Annotated in this window: 18 protein-coding genes; all 18 read left to right on the top strand. The window is 38.7% G+C overall.

What is annotated here, in order from left to right; all coding sequences use genetic code 11:
• On the top strand, window positions 1–215 hold a 215-nt coding region (locus tag BUB35_RS09055), incomplete at its 5' end, for a transposase (RefSeq protein WP_072851050.1).
• 425 nt (window positions 216–640) lie between these two features.
• A complete protein-coding gene (locus BUB35_RS09050; RefSeq protein ID WP_072851047.1) occupies window positions 641–1,453 on the top strand; it encodes a LytTR family DNA-binding domain-containing protein in 813 nt (270 codons plus the stop codon).
• Between the two features lie 238 nt (window positions 1,454–1,691).
• On the top strand, window positions 1,692–3,542 hold the full coding sequence (locus tag BUB35_RS19590) for an ATP-binding protein (RefSeq protein ID WP_072851045.1): 1,851 nt from the start codon (window positions 1,692–1,694) through the stop codon (window positions 3,540–3,542).
• Between the two features lie 25 nt (window positions 3,543–3,567).
• Window positions 3,568–4,182 (top strand): hypothetical protein, encoded by a 615-nt coding sequence (locus BUB35_RS09040; RefSeq protein ID WP_072851043.1) that lies wholly within the window; start codon window positions 3,568–3,570, stop codon window positions 4,180–4,182.
• 161 nt (window positions 4,183–4,343) lie between these two features.
• The gene (locus tag BUB35_RS09035) at window positions 4,344–6,074 is read left to right on the top strand and encodes a phage tail sheath family protein (protein WP_072851041.1); all 1,731 of its coding nucleotides are present in this window, start codon (window positions 4,344–4,346) and stop codon (window positions 6,072–6,074) included.
• Window positions 6,075–6,107: 33 nt separating this feature from the next.
• The gene (locus BUB35_RS09030; RefSeq protein WP_072851039.1) at window positions 6,108–6,536 is read left to right on the top strand and encodes a phage tail protein; all 429 of its coding nucleotides are present in this window, start codon (window positions 6,108–6,110) and stop codon (window positions 6,534–6,536) included.
• Between the two features lie 84 nt (window positions 6,537–6,620).
• On the top strand, window positions 6,621–6,992 hold the full coding sequence (locus BUB35_RS09025) for a hypothetical protein (protein WP_072851037.1): 372 nt from the start codon (window positions 6,621–6,623) through the stop codon (window positions 6,990–6,992).
• Window positions 6,989–7,168: a DUF6760 family protein gene (locus BUB35_RS19935; RefSeq protein WP_072851036.1), complete on the top strand. Its 180-nt coding sequence runs from the start codon at window positions 6,989–6,991 to the stop codon at window positions 7,166–7,168. Before BUB35_RS09025 ends, BUB35_RS19935 begins: the two co-directional genes overlap by 4 nt.
• Before the next feature lie 17 nt (window positions 7,169–7,185).
• On the top strand, window positions 7,186–7,599 hold the full coding sequence (locus BUB35_RS09015; protein WP_072851034.1) for a phage tail protein: 414 nt from the start codon (window positions 7,186–7,188) through the stop codon (window positions 7,597–7,599).
• Window positions 7,600–7,629: 30 nt separating this feature from the next.
• Window positions 7,630–12,318, top strand: coding sequence for a hypothetical protein (locus BUB35_RS09010; protein ID WP_072851032.1), 4,689 nt, complete (start codon window positions 7,630–7,632; stop codon window positions 12,316–12,318).
• A gap of 18 nt (window positions 12,319–12,336) precedes the next feature.
• A complete protein-coding gene (locus tag BUB35_RS09005; protein WP_072851030.1) occupies window positions 12,337–13,032 on the top strand; it encodes a CIS tube protein in 696 nt (231 codons plus the stop codon).
• A gap of 21 nt (window positions 13,033–13,053) precedes the next feature.
• Window positions 13,054–14,019, top strand: a complete 966-nt coding sequence (locus BUB35_RS09000; RefSeq protein ID WP_072851028.1) for a hypothetical protein — start codon at window positions 13,054–13,056, stop codon at window positions 14,017–14,019.
• 112 nt (window positions 14,020–14,131) lie between these two features.
• Complete coding sequence (locus tag BUB35_RS08995; protein WP_072851026.1) at window positions 14,132–14,896, top strand: phage baseplate assembly protein V; 765 nt, start codon at window positions 14,132–14,134, stop codon at window positions 14,894–14,896.
• 10 nt (window positions 14,897–14,906) lie between these two features.
• The gene (locus tag BUB35_RS08990) at window positions 14,907–15,329 is read left to right on the top strand and encodes a GPW/gp25 family protein (RefSeq protein ID WP_072851024.1); all 423 of its coding nucleotides are present in this window, start codon (window positions 14,907–14,909) and stop codon (window positions 15,327–15,329) included.
• 21 nt (window positions 15,330–15,350) lie between these two features.
• Window positions 15,351–18,347, top strand: a complete 2,997-nt coding sequence (locus BUB35_RS08985; protein ID WP_072851022.1) for a baseplate J/gp47 family protein — start codon at window positions 15,351–15,353, stop codon at window positions 18,345–18,347.
• A 12-nt stretch (window positions 18,348–18,359) separates the two neighbouring features.
• Window positions 18,360–20,351, top strand: a complete 1,992-nt coding sequence (locus BUB35_RS08980; RefSeq protein WP_072851020.1) for a baseplate J/gp47 family protein — start codon at window positions 18,360–18,362, stop codon at window positions 20,349–20,351.
• A gap of 16 nt (window positions 20,352–20,367) precedes the next feature.
• Window positions 20,368–21,483 carry a phage tail protein gene (locus tag BUB35_RS08975; protein WP_072851018.1) on the top strand — a complete coding sequence of 372 codons (1,116 nt, stop codon included), beginning with the start codon at window positions 20,368–20,370 and terminating at the stop codon, window positions 21,481–21,483.
• Window positions 21,484–21,501: 18 nt separating this feature from the next.
• Window positions 21,502–23,232, top strand: coding sequence for a hypothetical protein (locus BUB35_RS08970; RefSeq protein WP_072851016.1), 1,731 nt, complete (start codon window positions 21,502–21,504; stop codon window positions 23,230–23,232).
• Window positions 23,233–23,238 lie beyond the last annotated feature (6 nt).

The following is a 23,238-nucleotide window of genomic DNA, read 5'->3' as shown; positions in this document are numbered from 1 at the left end:
AAGGAAAAAGTGCAATGATGATATTCAATCGTCATGCAAATCTGAAGTATAAATTTGGAAATAGGAATTTCTGGGCAACAGGATATTATGTAAGTACAGTCGGTTTAAATACAGCAACGATTCAAAAATATATCAGAGAACAGGAAAAACAAGATCAAATTGAAGATAAGTTGAATACAAAAGAGTATGAAGACCCTTTTAAGGGTAGCAGATAATCATACCACCAAGGCTTGAACGAAGTGAAAGCCAGCGTCATTTAGGCGCTGGCTCTTAATAAGCCCTTATAGGGCTAGTGCAAACCACGTCTTTTAGGCGTGGTTATGATTGCGCAAAATTGTAATGGTATATTTTTATTACAGAATTGATTTAACATTTTTATAACTTTACTTTCATAGTTTCCCAATATTATACTGATAACAGAAATCAATTTATGCATCAAAACATAGAAAGATGTCTGTATATGTCTGATTTTATATTGACATGAAAGCTTTATGTGGAGCAAGTGAATATCTTGTTATAAATATTGCTCGAGTTTTTTGCTTTCCCTAATAGTTTATTCTAAAAAAAACAGACTTTTATGCCTTTGCTATGCACTTTTCCCCATGCTATACTGATAAAAAATTTGTAGAGGAGAGAAAGAATGAATAAACAGCTGCTGCAGGAAATCATGGAATTGTCACAGGAATGTCTGGCTAGATTTTGGCAAATGGATCCAGAATTTGTAATAGAATATTTTGATAAAAATATTATCTGGATCGGTTCTGCCAAAAGCCAATATGCCGATACCTATGAAGATGCAGTAAATGATTTTCGGGAAATTGCAAAAGAATTAAAACCTTGTCATTTATCCCATCAGGAGTTCACAGTGGCGCAAAATGCTGGCAACGCATGTACCATTGTAGGTCGTTACATTACGACAACAGATGACAGTGTCGGTTATTTTCTCCAAGCGCAGCAACGATGTACATTTGTATGGGAAATAAAACAAGGTGAACCTAAAATCAAGCATTGTCATATATCCAATCCCATGGGAGAACTGAAATTAGCAGAAGGCGAAAAATTCGTTAATGCTCTAGGCGAAATGTCAAAAAAGTATTGGATTTCCAGAATCCAGTCTATACATAGCAGAAATAAAATTATCGTAACAGATCATAAGGATATTACACACTTTTTATCTCCTGCAGAAATTTTATATGTAAATGCTGTTGGAAGAAACTGTATGATTTATACAACCGATGGTAGCGAAATCTATAACAGAGGCAGCATTGCAGAATTTATTGAAAAAGCAGGAGATAGCTTCAGTTTTGTACATCGCAGCTATATTGTCAACAATATGCATATATCTTCTATACATCCATATGAAATCGTTTTATATGATGGAAGTCAGATTCCTGTGCCGAAAAAAAGATATGCTGAAATCAAAAATAAATTGATTGCATTTTATAAAAAATAGAACGATAGCGGCATACAGATTTTGACTTTTCATTACAGCGTGGCTACCATTCGTTACAAACCTATTGCGAAAAAAAATATTTTATGTATAATCAATAATGAAAAAAGATGTAATTTGTAGAAAAATTCAAAACTTTGTCGTTGATGGCGTTACTATTCTATAGAAACCCTTCTGAATATTCAGAAATTTCTTTCAAAAGTAGATGTAACAAGCGTTTTAAGCATTGCGAGGTTGAAAGATGTTTATCAAAGAAACTGGATATATCGAATTGATATGCTATGCAAAATATGCGGGTGTTGACCTTGATCCAGAAATATATCCGCAAATCCAGTATTCTGATGAGCAGATTCAGCAGATTATCAAGGAAAACTGGAATACAAAAGATGCAGAATATGACCGATTGATGAAAATAGGAAAATATTTTCAGTTGTATCCTTCGGAAATTTACGTTATTTTTCTCTCGGTGTTGCCTTTTTGGGACAGCCGTTTCGGAAATATTTTTTCTTTATTTGGCGGTATAGATGGACGGGCTACACTTGTACTGGCAAGAGATATGTGGGAGAAAAACCACAAACAACAAGCGATATGTCGTGAAAATGTTATGAATCGCTTTTTTCTGGAAGATGATATTGTGCTTCAACCAAAACCACATGTACTTTCCTATTTATGTGGTATTTTTCCAAAAAATGAAGATGTATCTATTTCAGACAAAGAAATTATTTCTCCTAGAGTAAATCATATTTTTCAACAAACCAGACATTTAAAAGAACCGCTTTTGTTTTACGGGCAAAAAGGAATGGGGAAAAAAACTTGTTTTTTGCAGCTAGCAAAATATAGGGGGCTTATGCCCATTTTTTTGGTTTCGGACAAAAACGCGGAACATCCGTTGTTTTTTGCAGTGGCTGAGCAGAGGGCAGTCGGGATTTGTGATATAGATTTGCTACCAATTGCGCAGAAATATTTGACATTTCTTCCTTTTTACATCTGGATATGTGAAGAACGTCCCAAAGAACTGAATGCGAGTCCTGTATTTTTTGCGCCATTATCTATGGAAGAAAGGTACGAATTTTGGACACATGCTGCCGAAAACTTTATCATCGAAGAAGATATTTCTTTTCGGGTTCTAGCAAACCAGTATGAACTAACTCCAGGTGAAATTTTAAAATGCTTATCTCTTGCAGAAAAAATGAGAAATGTCAGCGGCAAAAGTGTCATTGGTCGGGAGTTATTATATGATGCGGTTCATGATGTTTTATCTCATCAATTTGACAGTCGCGCCGAAAGAGTAGATTGCAAATATAATTGGGAGGACTTGGTGCTCCCTCTGCGTCAAAAAAGCAAAATTATGGAATGCTGTAATCAAGTGTCCCTTCGTCATGTTGTTTTGGAAAAGTGGAATATTCGTAAAAACAATATGCATGATGGTATTACTGTTTTATTTTATGGTCCGCCAGGAACAGGCAAAACCATGGCAGCACAGGTAATTGCTGCGCGTCTGGGAATGGAACTTTATAAAGCAGAACTTTCCACTGTTGTCAGCAAATATATAGGTGAAACAGAAAAAAATCTCAAACAGATATTTGAGGATGCGAAAAAGAGTCAAGCTATTTTGTTCTTTGACGAGGCAGATGCACTTTTTGGAAAAAGAACAGAAGTCAAAGATTCTCATGATAAATACAGTAATATGGAAGCCGCTTTTTTGTTGCAGGAAATGGAGCGATATAACGGTGTCGTCATTTTAGCCACAAATTTCGTAGAAAATATAGATGAGGCATTCAAACGCAGGATGAAATTTATCATTGAATTTCCATTTCCGTCGATGCAAGAACGAAAAGAAATTTGGCAAAAAGCCATTCCAAATGAAATGCCGTTGGATCATGACATAGACATAGATTTTTTGGCAGAAAAATTTGAATTAACAGGCAGCGGCATCAAAAATGCTGTTTATAGCGCTGCTTTTCTGGCAGCTTCCCATGAAAAACCGGTTGGGATGAAAGAGTTGATATTGGCTGTCAAAGGGGAGTATGAAAAAACAGGAAAGATATTTTCCGATACTGAAGCTGGTATCTATGCTGGATATCTTCATTAAAACATAGACAGGAAGGCTGATTTGCGTGGAAATGGAATTTTGGAAAACATCTGCTTCTTCACTGCGAGAAAAAGCGATTCCACAAAGTTCTGAAAAACAAGCATCACAGAAAAACAGAAAGATACTACAAAATAAAAAAGATTCCTTTCAAGCTATACGACAGTTAGAAAATGCTTATGGAAAATATGTTTTTGGTGCCAATGATAACAGATGTGTTATTAAAGTCAGCAGAAAAAGCGAGTATCAAGAAAATACATTTGATCAAAGCAGAGAAGCGTTGAATGAAAATCGATTATTTGAGAAAAAAACCAGTGGCGCCAGACTTTTCTCAGACAGTCATAAAAAAGAGGAAAGTGCTGTCATTTACGAAGAAACTGTTGGCAATATATCAGCAGAGCGGATGTTCAAAAATTTAAAATCTGCTGTGCAAAAGGAAAACAGACAAACACTGAAAGAAATGATGCCAGAAAAGGCAGAAGTCGAGAAAAAAGTATTTCAGAATATAAAAGCTTCTATTGAAGCCTTGAAAGAAGAAAAAAACACCTCAGAAACCGTGCCTTTTTTGCGGCGGATCATGAATCCTTTTGTGCCGGAAGATGTGGTGCCTGAAGATGATGACCAAGACAATACATACTCTTAATAAGAGAATACAATTTTTGTTCTGAAAAGGAAAACCACTTCTTTTAAACACAAGGGCAAGGGGTTTTCTCTTATTAGCGGTATTGTAAGAATACAACTATCAAAAATGAATGATGGAAAGGAGGAACCAATTTTTGCATACTTGCAGGAATTGGAAATGAGATGGCTGAATATTTATCACCCGGTGTATATGTTGAAGAATTTGAGTCCGGTTCCAAACCTATGGAGGGCGTAAGCACCAGCACTGCCGGTTTCATTGGTCTGGCAGAAAGAGGTCCTGTAGAAGGCGTACCTCAGCTGGTTACTAATCCAGCAGATTTCCACAGAATGTATGGTGGTTATCTTTCCGAAAATGAATTTGGAGAATATCGTTATCTGGCTTATGCTGTAGAACAGTTCTTCCTGAACGGCGGTTCCAGATGTTTCGTATGCAGAGTAGCTCCTCAGGATGCTGCTTGCGCAACTGCATTCGCACCTTCTAAAGAAAAACCCATTGTACAGCTGACAGCAAAAAACCCCGGTATGTGGGGCAACCATATCCGCGTTGTGATTACACCTTCTAGCAAAGCAAAAACCCAGATTTTGGAAGAAATTGAAACAAACGAAGGTAAAAAATACCTTGTAAAAAATGGTGCTGGCTTCTATGCTGGTGACATTGTTATGTTCACAGACGGAACAGAAACTGTTTACAACAAAGTTGTAAGCAGCCGTGACAACGTGATTTCCTTTGAAACAGAATTTACAGCAGATGTAGTGGACAAGTCTTTGGTTCCTACAAAAGTGATTTCTACCTGCGAATTTGCTATGGAAGTCAGCTACAATGAAATCGTAGAATTCTACGATCAGATGTCCTTCAACGTACAGGCACCTAACTATGTAGATAAGAAAATGGCAAAATCCGATCTGGTGGAAGTACACTACCTGGAAAACAACACAGAAATAGTAGCACCTTTTGAACAGCTTGTTGGCGAAGATGCTTCCGTAGGTTCTGTTGCTTTCGCAGGCGGCAGCAACGGCAGTGTTGCATCCATCAGTGCAGCAGACTTTATCGGTGAAGACAGAGGTGCCGGCAGACGTACAGGTATTCAGGCATTCTTGGATAACGATGTTGTTTCCCTGATGGCAATTCCCGGCGTAACAGATCCCAATGTACAGCTGATGCTGGTTGCTCATTGTGAAAACACAGGCAGCAGATTTGCAGTATTGGATATTCCCAGAGATGCTAGAAAAGTAGAAGATATCATTGCGCACAGAAATATCTTCGATACAAACTATGCAGCACTGTATCATCCTTGGCTGAACGTATTCGATCCACTGGACAAGAAAAACATCTCTATTCCTCCTTCTGGCTCCATTCTGGGTATCTACGCAAGAAGCGACAATGCAAGAGGCGTACACAAAGCTCCTGCAAATGAAGTGGTAAGAGGCTGTGTTGGTCTGGATTGCCAGTTCAATACAGGCGAACAGGATATTCTCAACCCTAAGGGTGTAAACCTTATCAGAGCATTTGCTGGTCAGGGCATCCGTGTATGGGGCGCAAGAACAGCTACAAGCAACAGCAGCTGGAAATACATCAACGTACGCAGACTGTTTATCTTCATCGAAGAATCCATCAAAGCCAATACAAACTGGGCTGTATTTGAACCCAACGATGAAGTTCTGTGGGTAAGAGTACAGAGAACCATCAGCGTATTCTTGACAAATCTGTGGAGAGGCGGCTCTCTGGCAGGCACATCTCCTGAAGAAGCATTCTTTGTACATATTGGCAGAGATACCATGAGTCAGGATGATATTGACAACGGCAGACTGATCTGCGTGATCGGTGTTGCACCTGTAAAACCTGCGGAATTTGTAATCTTCCGTATCTCTCAGAAAACAGCTGACGCTGAATAATCCATTTTTAAGAACGAAAGGAGTAAGTTTTAAATGGCAGGTTATCCTCAAGCAAAATTTAGATATAAAGTTGAGATCGATGGTCTGGAAGCTGGCGGCTTTTCTGAAGTTACCGGTTTTGATGCTACCATTGAACCCATCGAATACCGCGAAGGCGATATGACAGCAGAAACACCCATGAAAATCCCTGGTCTGAAGAAATATGGCAACATCACTCTGAAACAGGGTGTAACAGATTCCAGAGTTCTCTTCGACTGGATCACAACAGGCATCAACGGCGCAATCGAACGCAAAACACTGACAATCACACTGTTGAACGAAACACAGTCTCCTGCTGCTTCTTGGCAGATCATCAATGCTTGGCCCACAAAATACACAGCACCCGATTTTAATGCAACTGCTTCTGAAATTGCAATTGAAACACTTGAAATCGTGCATGAAGGTATGACCAGAGTATCTTAAAATCTTAATGATCTATAATAAAGACTGCACGAAAAGGCAATCCTTTTTGTGCGGTCTTGTTTTTCAAAATAAGGGGAAATGAATATGGCATTTCAAACAGAGTTTAATTTTACATTGCCGAGAGGCTATATCGACAAAGATGGGAATGTGCATAAAGAAGGCACCATGCGTCTTGCAAATGCAGCGGATGAAATCCTGCCTTTGAAAGATCCAAGAGTGCAGCAAAATCCCGGATATCTTACCATTATCCTGCTGGCTCGTGTAGTGACCAAACTGGGCTCTATGCCTGCCGTTGACACAAGGGTCATTGAAAACCTTTTCACCATGGATCTGGCATATTTACAGGATCTTTACCAGAGAATCAACACCATGGAATTTCCGGTTTATAAAACCATCTGCCCGCACTGTGGGAAGGAGATTGATGTCCCCATAAATTTTATGGAAGCCGGTCTATAAAAACTTATCCGGCAGATAAGATTTATGAGGAAGCGGCATTTATTGCCTATTATGTCCATTGGAGTCATGATGAAATCATGAGTATGAGCCATCTGGATCGGATTCGCTGGTGCAATGAGATTTCCGGCATCAATCGCAAGCTTAACGATGAACCGGAAAATATGTTTAAACTTTAAAAGGCGGTGGCGTTAAAATGGATGGCATACATGATTCTATTGTAGCGAATAATCAATTTGTTGTTGGGCTGAATCTGGATATATACAGCTTTGCAAAGGTAACCAATATTACAGGGAAGCTGGAATTGGAGACCATTGAGGAAGGTGGATACAATGATAGCCCAAGAATGTTTCGAAAAGCAAAAACGTCTCCAGACACTTTGATTTTAGAAAAAGGTGTACAGACGTCTGGATTGGATGATGCCCTGACTTTGGGTGCAATTGTGAATGCAGGCATGATTTTGGTTATGCGTGATGGTTCCATTGCAAAGCAATATACATTTGAGTATGGCATCATAACGAAATGGGAAACGGATGGGCTGGATGCCATGAGTTCTAGTCTTTTAATCAGGAGAATTGAAATTTCTCACACTGGTTTGGTTGAGGTTTAAGATACCATAGGGTGATAAGAAGGGGTTTCTATGAAAACATCTGCAAGAAGCATTGCACAAACAACAAAATATCGAACACCTTCTGTATGGAACCCGCTGGCGGCGGTGCGGCACAGAGAAGAAAGTTGGTTTTATTTTCCAGAACCTTCCATGGTTTTCAAAAAAGAAGAGGAAGGGGAAGAACAGGATAATCAAATGTTTTCCCTTCTTTTTCAGTTGCTCAATTATGATTTCAGCAGCAAAAACCAATATTTCTTAAAACTGGAGATGCAGCCTCTTCTTCAGGATTTAAAGGTCATGATAGCTCATGGACCTAGAGAAGAAAAAACCATATTAGAAAAAATGCATCAAATGCTGCAAGAGATACTGCGTCTAAAAGAAGTACGTGAAAATTCCACTATTTGGCTGAATTATGTTGAATCTTTGAAACAGGAAGCTAATGTCCTTTTGGAACAGTTGGTGCAAAAACAATCTGTTCAGCATTCTTCTGTTCATATGTCCCAGAATGCGGTGTATCAGCTCAGGAATTGGGATATTCAGCCTTTGACGCAGATACAGACAAATGTCAGCCAAAAGATAACGGCTTATGAAAATCGTCTGCATAAACCTCTTGATTCTTTTCAAAAACCATTGTTTTCAGAACACTGGAAAAATGATGTTCATCTACTTCATACGATTTACGAAAGTATGTCGATGGAAGAAAAAGAATCTTTTTTGCAGGAAATATCTGTAACAGAAACAGAATTTCTTTCTGTGCAAAATATGACAAGAGAACAGTGGGAAATGTTTTTGACCAAAACTTTACCGTTGATTTCTTCTTATGTAACGAAACAAGAAGAAAATAAAAGACTTGTTGAAACAAAAGATGTTTTGACATTTATGACGAATTTAACGGAAGTTCAGTGGAAACAACTAAAAATGACGTTGACACAAAATGTTCATGCTGAATATGAAAATCTGCATTCTTATTTCAACAAAGTTGAAAATCAAACACAGGCTACATCCTATGAAAACTGGATGCAGGAAAAACAGGATTTTGTTTCTTATATAAAAAATAATCAATATACTTCTCTTTTCAAAACATTCTTGTCTAGTACAGATATTTTGAATGATGAAGTTCTTTTGAAGGAACGAGAGAAAGTCCTGGAAATGCATGACACTCCTGCTGTAAAAGAAACTACAGAAAAACTTACAAACTGGATTTTCCAAATTACAAAAAATCAGCAGCAAGTAATAAAAAACATCTTTGAAGTTCCAGAGGAAAACTATGGAGTACCTCATTTGGATTCTGTGCAGATAAAACCTTCTGAAAAGCAGCAAATCTTGACTGAAGAAATTCAGAAGATACAGAAATATATACAAAATAATAATATTCCAGCTGTAGAATCTGTGGAACAAAAAACACAAAACAGATTTGCTTCAGAAAACCAGATGATAACACATCGTCAGCAAATAACTAGCAACATGTTATCTATGGGTCACTGGCGACAGGATATACAGCAGTTTTATCAAATGTATCGTTCTATGGAAACAGCTGAAAAAGAAACTTTCCTGCATGAGCTTTCTTTAACAGAAACAGAACTGGTTTCCGTTCAGGAAATGACACAAAAACAGTGGGAAGTATTTTTAACAAATACATTGCCTCTGATCACTACTTTTGTAAAAAAACAGAAGTCAATGCTGGAAACAAAGGAAAAGCTGAATGAAAAAGATGTACTGCGACAATTGGAAGTATTTGTAGAAACACAGCAACAGAAATCCGATTTCACATGGACTCAGAATCAATACACAAATCTTCGGAATCTGCGTACACTTTTCAATTTTGAAAGACAGGAAGTTAATTCTATTTTCCGTAATGAAAAAAAGAATGCATTTACTCTAAGTCAATACGGAAGAAAGTTGGAAGAGATTCTTTTAGAACCCATGGGGCTGCGCTTGAAAAATGGTAGTATTTTGGAAAATCGACAAATTTATCGTTTCGGCAAAACAATTGATACCTTGACAACAAGCAATTGGAAACAAAATGTGAAGCAATTTGCCAACGTCTATCAATCCATGGAAAAAGAAGAAAAAGAATCATTTCTTCAAGAACTTTCTATGACTGATTTGGAAATACGCTCTATTCAGACAATGTCAAAGGGACAGCGGGAAGTCTTCCTAACAAATACAATGCCTTTGGTTTCTTCTTTTATCGAAAAGCAAGAAGAATTGCAGGCAACAAAACAGACGATCCATCAAAAAGAGTTGCTGCATCAATTGAAGGAATTGAAAAATATTCAGGAGCAGAATTTGAAATTGATTTCCATGCAACAGGAACAATACAACACAAGAGATTTTCGCTCCTTCTCAATGACAACAAATGTGGCATCATCTAATCTTTTTCAAAAGCATAGGTCGGAAAATCATCAGATTTCTCTTTTGCAGAAAGTTTCCGGTACCGTTGCAACAGAACGGTGGCAACGGGAACTGCGAGCGTTTTATCATATTTACGAATCCATGGGAACAGAAGAAAAGAACCATTTCCTTGCGGAGCTATCTATGACGGAAACTGAAATGCTTTCTGTACGAAAAATGACAAAAGAACAATGGGAAGTATTTTTGACAAATACAAAGCCGTTGATTGCTTCTTATGTAAAAGAACAAGAAGAAATTCAGAAAATTCAGAATAAAAAGCAAGAAAGTGAGCTTTTGCGCTATGTGAAAGAATTGACTGAAACCCAATGGCAAGATCTCAAGTCACTTCTGTTGTCAGAGGAAGATATCCATGTACAAAATCTCCGTTCCTATTTCAAGGAAACCCAGCAAGAGAATCTGTTATCTGTTGAAAATTGGATACGGGAGAAACAGGCTTTTGTAGACTATGTACAAAATCATCAGTATATCACATTACTGCGGTCCGCCTTAACTGCAATTGAAAATAAGAAACAAGAGAAAATCTTCTTCCAAGGAAAAGAGGAAAAGACCTATTCTGAATCCGTACTTCATGAAACAACAGAAAGATTGGGTGAATGGATTTCTTATTTGACGGAAAATCAATGGCAAGAAATCAAAAATATTTTGGTTGAAAACAACGAAAATGTATTTATAAAGCCAATTTTAGAAGTCATGGAACAGCATAAGTCTGCCAATGCAGAGCCAGTATTTTCTGCGGAAAAACGAGGTCTTATTTCATATCTGACAGAACATACAGATTCCAGTGTCAAAATCATTCATTTGCTGCAAAGCAAAGAATCTCTTAAAAATTCCATGGAAGATTGGATCACACTTCCAATGGAAGAAAAAACCGAAGGCACCGATGTGATTGACCAAGAGAATCTGTATACCTTTACAGATGAACAAATACAGAATACCTCAGATAGCTTAACAGAATGGCTTTCTTATCTGACGGAGAACCAGTGGCAGGAAGTGAAATCTGTATTGACCATTCATCAAAATGAGGCATATATCTTACCGTTGTTGGAAATGGTGCGCCATCAAAAACCATTTGAAATGGAACCTGTTTTTTCTGCTGAAAAACGTGGTGCTATGACCTTTATCAATCAAAATAAACATGTAAGTACTGAACTTGTAAAAATTTTGATCCATCAGAAAGAAATCGAGAAAAATCTTTCGGAATGGATCGATTTGACACCATGGAAAAAGGCGCAGGAAAGTGCCTATAAAACATGGACAGAAATTCCTGTTTCGATGGAGGAAACTACAACAAACAGCATCCATCTGCTGACAAAATTCATATCTGTTTTGACAGAATCTCAATGGAAAGAGCTGCAGGAAACGGCTGCAACACATCAGCAATATCCACATCTCCAGCCAATTTTAACACTTTCTAAAACGCAGGAAACATATCATTCCTTCGAGGCAGAAAAGAAAATTTGGATTGACCACATTACAGAAAATCAATCTGCAACAGCCGAATTTTTGAATTTGGTTCAGGAAAATCAGAAAGTCAATATGATTTTCCAAAATCTTCAGCAAAAGGCTGGAGCTGCTAGTCATTCCGTTCAAGAAAAATCTTCTTCGACACAAATTTCTCTGCAAATACCAGAAGAAAAAAGAATGGTAGAGAACATAATTTTGCAGCGTATGACCCACTGGCTACAACAAACAATAGCGAAACAAGAAAGCAGCCCTGTTCAAAAACTGAAAACTGATGAAATCGGTCAGAACATGCCTATGGAGCATCAAACTGTTTTTCATCATTCTATGAGCATACTACAGAAAAGGAATCCTTCAGAAAGAAACATTGCTGCTGCTAATCAGACATCGAATTTGCAAAATTCTATTGTAAACAATGGTTCTTTACTACAGACAATACACCATTTTTCTGGCGTAATGAATCAAGACATACCGGAAAATGCACTTTTGCAGCCAGATTCTTATGGTATAGCCCAAATGGTGGTGGTGAAAAAAAACCAGGGCAATGCTATGGTGCAGACACCTCCCAAAATACCGGAAGTGGTATTGGAAGCCAAAAAAGCTATGCAGGCAGAAGTGCATGATATTATTACAAAGAAACGCAGTCAAAACGAAGAGCAAGCAGACAATAAAACTGTACTGGAGCTGATGAGACGTCTGGATGTGCAGCAAAAAGAAATTGATAAAATCCGCTCAACGCAGAAACAGATGCTAAATATCACAGACATTTCGATCGTTACAGAAAAAATCATGAATCAAATGCAGAGTCAACTTCGTTTGGAAAAAATGCGACGCGGACTTTAAAAAGGAGGGCAATTCTTTATGAGCACTTTAAAAAAAGCCATCATCAAAATATATAAAAATAACGGCAAAAGTGTCGAAGAAGTGGAATGTGCATTCAATCCCTCTCAATATACCATCAAAAGCTCCGCAAACTACAAAGAAGATCATTCCATCGGAACTGACGTATCTAGAATGATATTTTTATCTGGTGCGCAGAAGGAATTTACAACCACCTTATTCTTTGACAGTGAAGGAGAAGTAGGACGCGCAGCCAACCTTCGAGAGGCTCTGCGTAGTCCTTCTAAAGATAGCAGTTCTGTAAAACCTGTAACGGATACAATGAAAAAGATCACTTCAGCTGTACAGGTTTCCGGCAGTGACCATAAACCGCCGCTGGTAGCTTTTGTATGGGGCAATCTGAATTTCAAAGGCGTCATCACTTCCGTTACAGAAACTTTCACTATGTTTGATCCTTTTGGGAAGCCAATTCGTGGAAAGCTGGACTTGACCATCAAAGAAGCTCAGGAAGAGGGATTGACTAAAAAAACAGAGCCTTTCGAATCTCCTGACCGCACGAAATATAGAACTGTTTTAGAAGGTTCCAGTCTATGGAGTATGGCTTATGAGGAATACGGAGATTGTGAAAAATGGCGTGTGATTGCAAAGGCAAATGGACTGCTTAATCCATTGCAAATATATCCGGGACAAGTGCTGAAAATTCCGGCACTGCAATAAAGAGAAAAAGGTGACAGAACCATGGGATTAATGGACAGCAGTTATACTTACGCACAACTGCGGGAAAAATATCAGGATTTTACAACACCAAAGGTTGAATTAAATATTGGCGGACTTTCTCTGCTGGAACAGAAGGGGATTTCTGTTGAACAAGTGCAGATTAAATTGTCTACAGAAAATGCAGGCAGTGCTTCTTTTACCATCAACAGTGGATATGATTATGAAAAAAGCAGCTTTAACAGCATGTTAAAAGATAAAGTCATTCCAGGAAAAGTCGTTACCGTAAAAGTTGGCTATATGTCTGCAACTACTGAAGTGTTCAAGGGTTTTATTGCCTCTGTAGATATCCAGTTTGATGTGGAAAATGGTATTTTCTTTACCATTACCGCTATGGATGCCAGACGTTTGATGATGACAGATAACAAGCCCTATGCCCTTTACAGCAAACCGAATTATTCTGATATTGTAAAAACCATTATGACCAGATATACGGCTCTTTGTTCTTTAAAGTGTGACGATACCAATGATAAATTGACGGATGTGGTTTCTCAAAGGGAATCGGATTATGATTTTATCACCAAGAAACTGATCCAGGCAGGACGTGTGGATCGTGAATTTTTCATTGTAGCGGATAAAGCATATTTTCGTAAACCCAGAAGTGTGGCAGCACCTGTCATCACTTTAGGTATCAACAATGGATTGAAGAATTTCAGCCGCAGTCTGAACTATTTGAACAAAATTTATGAAGTTCATGGCTACAATCCAGATACGCAAACTCATCTGATTGGTTCCGCAGCAGCAAAAAGTGGAGATAAACAGTCAGATGTTATAAAAGCAGGGGTTGAGGTCGTTGCCCTTTCTGATTGCAAAACACAGTCTGATGTAGCAGATGCTGCAAAAAGTTTGGCAATGAAGCAAAAAACGAAAATAAAAAAGCATCCGGTACCTGCATTGGACTTCCTGAGATTGTGCCTGGAAGATTTTTGAAAATATCTGGTGTAGACAGTCTAATCAACAAGAAATTTTACATTACGGATGTCACTCACACAATCAATTACAATGGATTTTTGACAAACTTTACCACGGAAGGATGGGATTGATGGATTTTTTTGATGAACTGCTAAAAACCGAAAAGGAGCCTTCTAAGGCACCTGGATTGGTTTCAGGTATTGTTTTGGAAAATTATGATGAAAAATATCCTGGAATGGTAAAAGTAGAATATAGCGCAGGGGAAACAGGAAAAAACAAAAGTGGCTGGATTCCTGTAGCCTCTTTTTATGCTGGAAAAGAACACGGTGCATATTTCTTACCTGAAATTGGATCAGAAGTATTGGTGGCATTTATATTAGGCAATTGGGATAAGCCTGTTGTCATTGGTTCTTTGTGGAATAAACAAAGCCCTATTCCGAAAGGGATTCCTGAAAAAAAGAATTTCAATAAAACCGTTAAAACCAAAGGTGGAAGTCAGGTTCTTTTTTCCGATGAAGAGAAAAAACAATCTATCGAAATTACAACTCCTGCAGGGCTGAAAATCGGAATTTACGATGAAAAAAGCAAAGTAGTCATTCAAGATAAGGACAATAAGAACAGCATTACTTTGGATGCGAAAAATGGCTGTATTTCATTGGACGCAAGTAAAAAAATCGAGCTTAAAATCAATGGTTCAACACTTGTGACTTTAGACAGCAACAAAGAAACAGTAAATGTCGGTTCAGTGGATATCAAGGCAAAACAGAGTTTCAAAGTCAATGGTCAATCCGTTAGCATCAAGGGAACCACTGCAGAAGTTAATGCAAGCGGTTCTCTGAAAATCAATGCAAGCGGCATTACAGAAGTAAAAGGCAGTATGGTCAAAATAAATTAAGGAGGCGGAAATGATGGAGGATGAAAAATACGGCAAGGAGTTCCTGGGAACAGGATTGGGGTTTCCAGTCATGGCAGATCCTGCGACGGGAAGATTTCGCACTTCCTCCTACGAAGACGATATCAAAGAAGCCATTTATATTATTTTGATGACCAAAAAAGGGGAACGTCTTATGCGTCCAGAATTCGGGTGCGGTATTCATGACTTTGCTTTTGCAACACTGGATTACACAACAATATCACAGATGGAAAAGGCAGTAAAGGAAGCGCTGATCCAGTGGGAACCTAGAATCCGGGAGATTTCTGTAGAAGTTTCCCAAAGCATGACAGAAACAGGGAAAGCGATTATTTCCATTTCTTATGTCGTTCGTTCAACAAATAATCCATACAATCTGGTATTCCCATTCTTTATGAACGAAGGCATTGAATTATAACAGCAGAAAGGAGGTATGCAGATGGATAAAATACCAATGATACATAATCTGGGCAAAGAGGATTTGATTCGTTCCATTAAGGAATTATCTGTGTCTTATACACCTCATTGGAGATTTGACCCCGATAATCCCGATATTGGCACTGCTTTAGGTATGATATTTGCAGATATGCAGGCGGATACTTTGCGTAGATACAGTGAACTGCCTTTGAAATGGCGTACGGATTATTTTAACAATCTGCATGCTTCTTTAGAACCAGAACAGCCTGCTTATGGTTATGTATCCTTTCGGGTAGTAAACGATGAAGTTCAGGGAACAGAACTTCCAGCAGGTACACGTTTGACAACGGATGTCACAGATAATGCAGGGGATATTATTCCTGTTGAAACACGTGAAGATGTTTTTGTTGCTCCATCTACACTTCAGGCAGTCTATGAAAGCAATGACAAACTGGACTACATCGGGAAACTCTGGGATGAAACAGAAGAAAAACCGTTTTGTCTTTTTGGCTTCGATGGGGAAAATTTGCAGCATCATGTTTTTATGATTGGACACGATTCTCTGTTTGATATTTCCCAAGGCGGCGAGGTAGAAGCAGTGCTTTGTACAGTAGACGGACATACTGTTTCCGAAGGAATATTGCGTTTATTGATTTCCAGTGGGAAATTTTACTATTCCACTGAAGAAGGCTATGAACCTTTTGCACAATATCGTGTGGAAGAAGGAAAGCTCATTTTTGTAAAGGCGAATGGACAGGTGCCATGGTGCGAAAAAGAAATTGATGGCATCCATCAATTCTGGATTCGATATGAAACTGAAAATGGCAGATCCTTTGAGCGTATGTCCATTGGTGAAATTAGGCTAAAAAGCAGAGCTGCAATGATTGCACCACAAGCCATTTATGCAGCAGGAACAGACGTAGACACCCATGGATACTATTCTCCATTTGGAGAAGAACTTTCCATTTATGAGGAAGTATACTTTTCCTGTGATGATGTATTCAGCAAAAAAGGTTCAGAAGTTACCATGTCTTTTCTAATGGATTTTACCAAAATTCCTTTAAACCTGACAGATAAAATGGAGATCGATTGGCGGCTCATTATGCCAAGAAGTGCTGTACGTGTCGATCCCGAATATGATATTTCCATTACCAAAGTTCTTTGGGAGTACTTTAACGGAACAGGCTGGGTGCGTCTTTTTGACGATAACCGATACGATGAAGTATTTAGCCTCATTGCTGGAACGGGGCGCCAGAAAAAAACACTGCGTTTTATTTGTCCACTAGATATGGCACCAGTGATTGTCAATTCTGTAGAAAGCAGATGTATTAGAGCCAGAATTGTAAATCTGGATAATAGATTTAAAACAAAAGGTCAGTATATTGTACCTATGCTTTCGGAAACATATTTTTTATATGAATATCAGGGCAAAGGGTTGCCTCCGCAATATTTATATGAAGAAAATAATGGCATACATCAGTTAAACACAGCCAAAAACTGTTTCCAATCTTTACGCGGATACAGTCCCATCCGTTTGGCAGGAGACCAAGTCCCTGCTGTATATTGCTGTTTTAGCAATTCTCTTGAGCAAGGACCGATTCGAATTTTAGCGCTTTTAGGTGCGGCAGCATTACGTGAAAGACCGCGTTTGAAGTGGCAATACTTTGGCAACGGAAAGTGGCGTGATCTAAATGTAGCTGATGAAACAAAGGGATTCCAAAATAGTGGGTTGATCAGTTTTAATGGCAAACCTGATTTCGAAAAAACATCTTGTTTTGGTAAAGAGGGCTATTGGATTCGTATACAAGATATTTTCAGTGGCTATGACCATATACCAAAAAAAGATTTACCTTTGGCTGAAGGATTTTTAATAAACAGTGTAAAGGCATGGACTCTGCGTACAGATGTAGAAGAATCCCTTACATACGAGGATTTTGCTGCGGTACCAGAATTTCAGCTTTTGCACCGTCCTATATTCGATGCGCAGATTTGGGTAAACGAAACAGGCAATTTATCAAAAGCAGAACAAAACAGTCTTCAAAAAGATGGACGCATCCGTTTCATCAATGTAAACCCGAATAATACAGAAACCTGGGTTCTTTGGCAACAGACAGAAAGTTTCTATGAAAATCCAGAAGATGGCAGGAAATATACTTTAGATAAGGCAAATGGAATTCTGCGATTTTCTGCTGGTACGAATTATCGTTTGCCGCCACCAGGTGTTGCCAATGGTATTTATGTAAATATGCGGATTGGCGGCGGAGAAGAAGGGAATTTGCAGAAAGGTGCCATAACAGGTACAGAATTGAATTACGGTTTCATTAATCAGGTATGGAATCCCATTGGTTTCTCTGGCGGATGCAATAAAGAAACACCGGATGAAGCTATGGAAAGAACTGCTGCTGCCTATAAACATCATCATCGCGCAGTCACAGCCGCAGATTATGAAAAATTGGCAAAAGAAGCATCCAGAATGGTTTATCGCGCATTTTGCTTTACTGGAAGAATGGCAGATGGAAGCAGAAAAAGCGGATATATTACACTGGTAATTCTGCAAAAAGATTATGAAAAAAGTCATTATTACTTTCATTCATTGAGAGATATCATTATGGAATACATGAAAGATAAAGTCTTTGAAAAGCTGCTGACACAGAATCGTTTACAGATTGTATCGCCTGACTTTATCGAAATACAAGTGGGAGCGGAAGTAAAAGTGCAGGATTTTAACGAAATCTTCCAGTGTAAACGTCAAATTATACAAAAACTGCACACGTTTTTCAATCCCATTTCCGGTAATTTCACCGGCAACGGCTTCTCTGTGGGTGTTCTGCCAAACAGAAGCCAAATAGAAACTGTCATCAAATCTATTCTGTCCGTGAAAGAGATCAGCAACCTGGTCATTTCCGGGAATCTTTATCGCGGCGGTGAGGTGATCGAACTGAACATGGAGGAAATGCGGAAATATCCTTTTGCACTTCCTGTAGATGGGAAACACCGAATTTTTGTAAGTACAGAATAAGGAGGCTTTGGTATGCTGCCTGAAATCAGTTTGGATACGATTGGCTTTGAAGAGATTGTCAAAAAAGCCAGAAGTCAGATAGCAGAAATCTATCCTCAATGGACAGATTACAACTATCATGATCCAGGTATCACCATTTTGGAATTATTTGCTTTCTTGAAAGAAGCACAACAATTTTATATCGACCAAACCAATGACAGCATGCGCAAAAAGTTTCTGCAACTGATTGGTGTTGTTCCTATGAGCAGACATGCTGCCCAAACAACTATAAAACTCCTATCAGAACAGCCTATCACCATTCCCGTAGGTACCAAGTTTACCATAAATGGATTATGTTATGAAAATAAGGAGCTTGCGCATATTCCTGGGGATATTTTGCAGGATGCCATTGTTAAGCCAAAACATGGTGATGTTTTCTGTTTTCACTTTGACCACACAGAAAAACATGGAAATATGGTTCTCTATCCTTTTGGGAAAAACACTGAAAGCGGTAACCAGTTTTTCCTTGCTCTAAAAAAGCCTCTGGAAAAAGAAAAAAACTATCGGCTGTCCATTGCGTTAGATGATCATTACGGTGTGGAAAGAAATCCTATAACGGATCCTTCCAGTTTTGTACCGCTTTCACATGTTCAAATAACCTATTTTGATGGAACAAAAGATGTAGAAATATTGGCTAAAGACGAGACATTGGGCTTTATTCGCAGTGGTGGTATAACTTTTTCCATTTCAAATGATATGGCGTATACGTCAGAAGAAAAAATTGACGGGTATTTTCTAAAATTTACGCTTACACGTGATGAATTTGATGTTTCACCAGCTATTATAGAAATTAGTTTTCAGGACATTCCTTTGGTGCAAAAAGATACAAAAGCTACTTTTGGGGATATGAAACAGGCAAAAATATGGAAAAAAGATAATATTCTATCAGATTATTATGCTTGGAATCAAGAAAATGGCTGCTACATAGAATCAACACCTGAAGCAGCAACCAAAGTAGCATTTTATGAACGAGATTTTTATGGACAGCGCATACTTGCCTACGGGAACGGATTGCCAAATCAGCGTTATGAAATAAAGCAAAAAGGACTTCTTGCAGATTCCTTTGAAATTCTTGTTAGCAGCATGCGTAATGAGGGATATTTTCGTCAATGGATAAAAGTAGCAGATTTTGATGCTTCTGGTCCTGATGACTGGCATTATGTGGTAGATGAAAAAAACAACTGCATTCTTTTTGGCGACGGCATCAGAGGGAGAATGCCGGAGTCAGAAATTCGAATTGTTTCCTGTAGTTTTTCTGCTGGAAATGATGGAAACATTAAAGCAGGGCAGAAAATAGAGATTATTGATGATCTGCCAGCAGTTGATGCAGAACATATTCAAGACGCATGGGGCGGAAGAGAACCGGAAGAACTGGCAGAATCCTTTGCAAGAGCACGTAAAATTCTGCACAACGATGAACGTGCAATCAGTGCAGGTGATTATGAAAGACTGGTTATGGAAACTCCTGGTCTGCGAATTTGGGACTGCAAAGTATTGGACGCATCTGGTTTTCACGATGTTCAATATGGCAATGAAGTACGTATTGTCGTAAGACCTTTTTCAGAAAATGGATATGCACCTTTATCCGATGCATACCAGAAAAATATTTATCATCGGCTTATGGAGCGGCGCTTGATCGGTACAAGCATAAAGCTCTATTCTCCCGTCTATATCGAAGCAGCGGTTTATACGGAACTTCGCATCAAACCACAATATCTTCACGCAGAAAAAAGTGTAGAAAACGCTGTTAGACAGTTTTTCGCAAACCTCAAAGGCTTTGGACCAACAATCAGCTACAGTGCCTTGTTTGCTTGTATTGATGGATTGGAAGAAGTTTTGGAGATCTACATGCTTTATGTGGATGCCAGAGGCGGCAGAATTAGCAGAAACAAAAACGGGGATGTAATGCTTCCACCACTAGGCGTATTGTTGCTGAAAAAAGTCGATTGTATTGTAATTCGTTAACAGGACAGGTGACAAAATGAAATATTTTGTTTTTAATAAACCTATGGACTATCAAAGAGGATATCTGGAGAACCTTGTTTGCACAGAGCATGGAATTCAGCTTTTGAAGGGCGGACAGAAAGGGGTATTCTTTTCAAGAGTCTTGGACAGCGGCGAAAAAGAAATGGCATGGCATAGAATGACCTGTGCAATACCAGTATTTAGAACAGGTGTCCATTTTTGGATCTATTCAGCTGAAACGAATGAAATGATGTGGAATGGAGCTATTACATCCATCGAACGAATTTTACAGGAGCAGCTGACTGCCGCAGAAAAAAGAAAGATATTAAGCCCTTTTTTAAAAAAAGAGTTTCTTAATGAAACAGATGTACTGCTGCATGATATCAAAGGCAGATATATCTGGTTTTGCATAGAAATTTATTCCGGTCAGGAAGAAAACGTTGGAATAGAGAATATGTTTCTGTATTTCCCCGCAAAAAACTGGCTTCATTATCTTCCTTCCGTTTATGAAAAAAATAGAGAAAGTGCAACTTTTCTGGATCAATACTTAAGTATTTTTCAGTCCATATACGATGATTTTAATCAAAGATTTGAAAATAGTTCGGCACTTTTGGAACCGGCTGTAACAGAAATGGATTTTCTGCAATTCATGGCGGAATGGCTGAATATTGTCAATACAAATATCTGGAGCGAGGATAAACTGAGAAACCTTATCCGAATGGCACCTGCTGTGTTTCGCAAGCGTGGCACACGCCAGGGATTGCTTGATGTAATTGAACTTTTTACAGGGGAACCGCCTCTGATCATAGAACAGTGGCAAATCCGCGAATATCGGAAATATAGCGATAAAAAAGAATTTTTAGATCAATTGTATGGCACAGATGAAAATACTTTTTTGATTCTGGTAAAAGAAAAATATTGTTCCGGCAAGAGAGAACAAGAAGCATTATTAAATTTGATACAAGAAGTTTCTCCGGCACATATGGAAGCACGTCTGGTAGCGTTGCGTCAATATATGATTTTGGGAGAGCATACATACTTGGGTGTGAATAGTGGACTGGGGTATTATAAGCCAACACGTTTGGATGGACTGTCTTTGGTATCTCTCACATCCATTGGAAAGCAGGAATAAAAGGAGGCATTTTCCATTATGAACAATCTAAAATATTATCCTTTTGAGAGAAACCGTTATTATTACGGTAAACTTTTGACAGAACAGGATTTTATACAGGATCAGCAGTATTACAACGATAAAAGACGTCTCCATAACCGCTTTCTGCATGGAGCAGGTATTGCAGCAGGTCTGCGCGTTGTTATGGTAGATGAAAAGAGTATTTCCGTAGAGGATGGTGTTGCCTTTGACTTTTCCGGCAGAGAAATCATGGTTGACGTACCTTCTGTATATCGTCTTTCTACCATTGATGGGTTTGATGCCATTATGGAACAGGGGCGTGGCGATTATGCATATCTCTGCATTGCTTACGAGGAACACGGTGAAGTACCTGCCTATAATGTTGCATCTGGTGAGCAGAAACAAGAAGATGTTTTTGATAAGACAAGAGATAACTATCACCTCTATCTGACTGATCAGGAACCCGATAACTATGACCTGACACTGGATGGGCTATTTGAAAAGAAAGAAATTCTCTATGAGGATTATCAGATTCGCATTACACAAACAATTCCTCTCAGCGTAAAAGCTGGCGAACAGCTGGAAACTACTATTTCTTTGGAAAACATCAGCAATGCTGTACAGATTTCAGCAGAACTGGAAGAAACCATTGAAAGCGCATTTTGTGGTAAAGAAACCTATTTGCAGGCTAAATGGGATAAAGTTATTCTGGAAAGAGGAGAAAAGCTAAGCAAAACTTTCGTATTACAGGCAATGGAACTGGAGCATGGTAGTATTGTCATTCATGTTCAGCCGGAAAATGTCCTCATTCAGGAAGGCAGGGATGTTCTGCATCCAACAGAAAAGAAAACCATTCAGATTCCTTTGACAAAAACAGATAACATTCAATCAATGGTGGATAGATATTTTGAAACAGTTATGGAAAAAACTGTCCGCAATAACTATCCTCAAGGAATTTATCTGGCAAAGATCTCTTTGATGAAACTGGATCAAACATACATGATTGAACATGTTTCTACTGTTCCTTTTCATCAGTATCTTTATAGTACATTTCTGCTGATGGGAATCACACACGGAATGCAGCAGGAATTGAAAGCTTTGAAAGATAGAAAGCAATGTACACCACCAATGGAACACATGCAATATAGAGGCGTTCCGCAGGTGACACATCCCGAAAGAAAAGCCAGCGGTGTTGTTCAGATTTCACTGGGCATTGGCGGTAAAAGAGATCAGATCTTTTTCTCCCAGGAAATCGTTCATGGTCTTGGGCTAGGCCCTGTACATTTAGACCTTTCTATACAGCAGGATCAAATGCTGTATTATGGTGTAGGGGATATGTTTTATGACATGGAAGTAAAAGCAGAGTTGGCAGCTAGAGTTGACACTTCAAAGGGCACTTTCACCATTGGTGTCAGAATGATCGAACCTACCAGCAAACAGTTTATCAATGTTCATTGGCGGGCTGTTGCAGATGCTTTGCCTGAATTAGAAGATGATCAGGAAAGATATCTGTACATTGTTCCCAATAAACTGGAACTGCGGGTGCGGGAGTCTTATTCCTTAAAGGCAGTATGCGAAAATATGCCTTACGCAACCATTATTTGGACAACAAATGGTCCCGAAAGCGGCAGTATTGCATCTGATGGCACATATACTGCACCAGGAATTCCAGGAATTTATGAAGTAACGGCATACTGCCAGGAAGTGCCGGAACTGAAATCTTCGATTTTTATTGTTGTAAGGGAGTAATCATCA

The sequence above is a fragment of the Anaerotignum lactatifermentans DSM 14214 genome (genome assembly GCF_900142265.1).
GTDB classification, from domain to species: domain Bacteria; phylum Bacillota; class Clostridia; order Lachnospirales; family Anaerotignaceae; genus Anaerotignum; species Anaerotignum lactatifermentans.
This window is presented reverse-complemented; position numbering and strand designations above follow the sequence as displayed.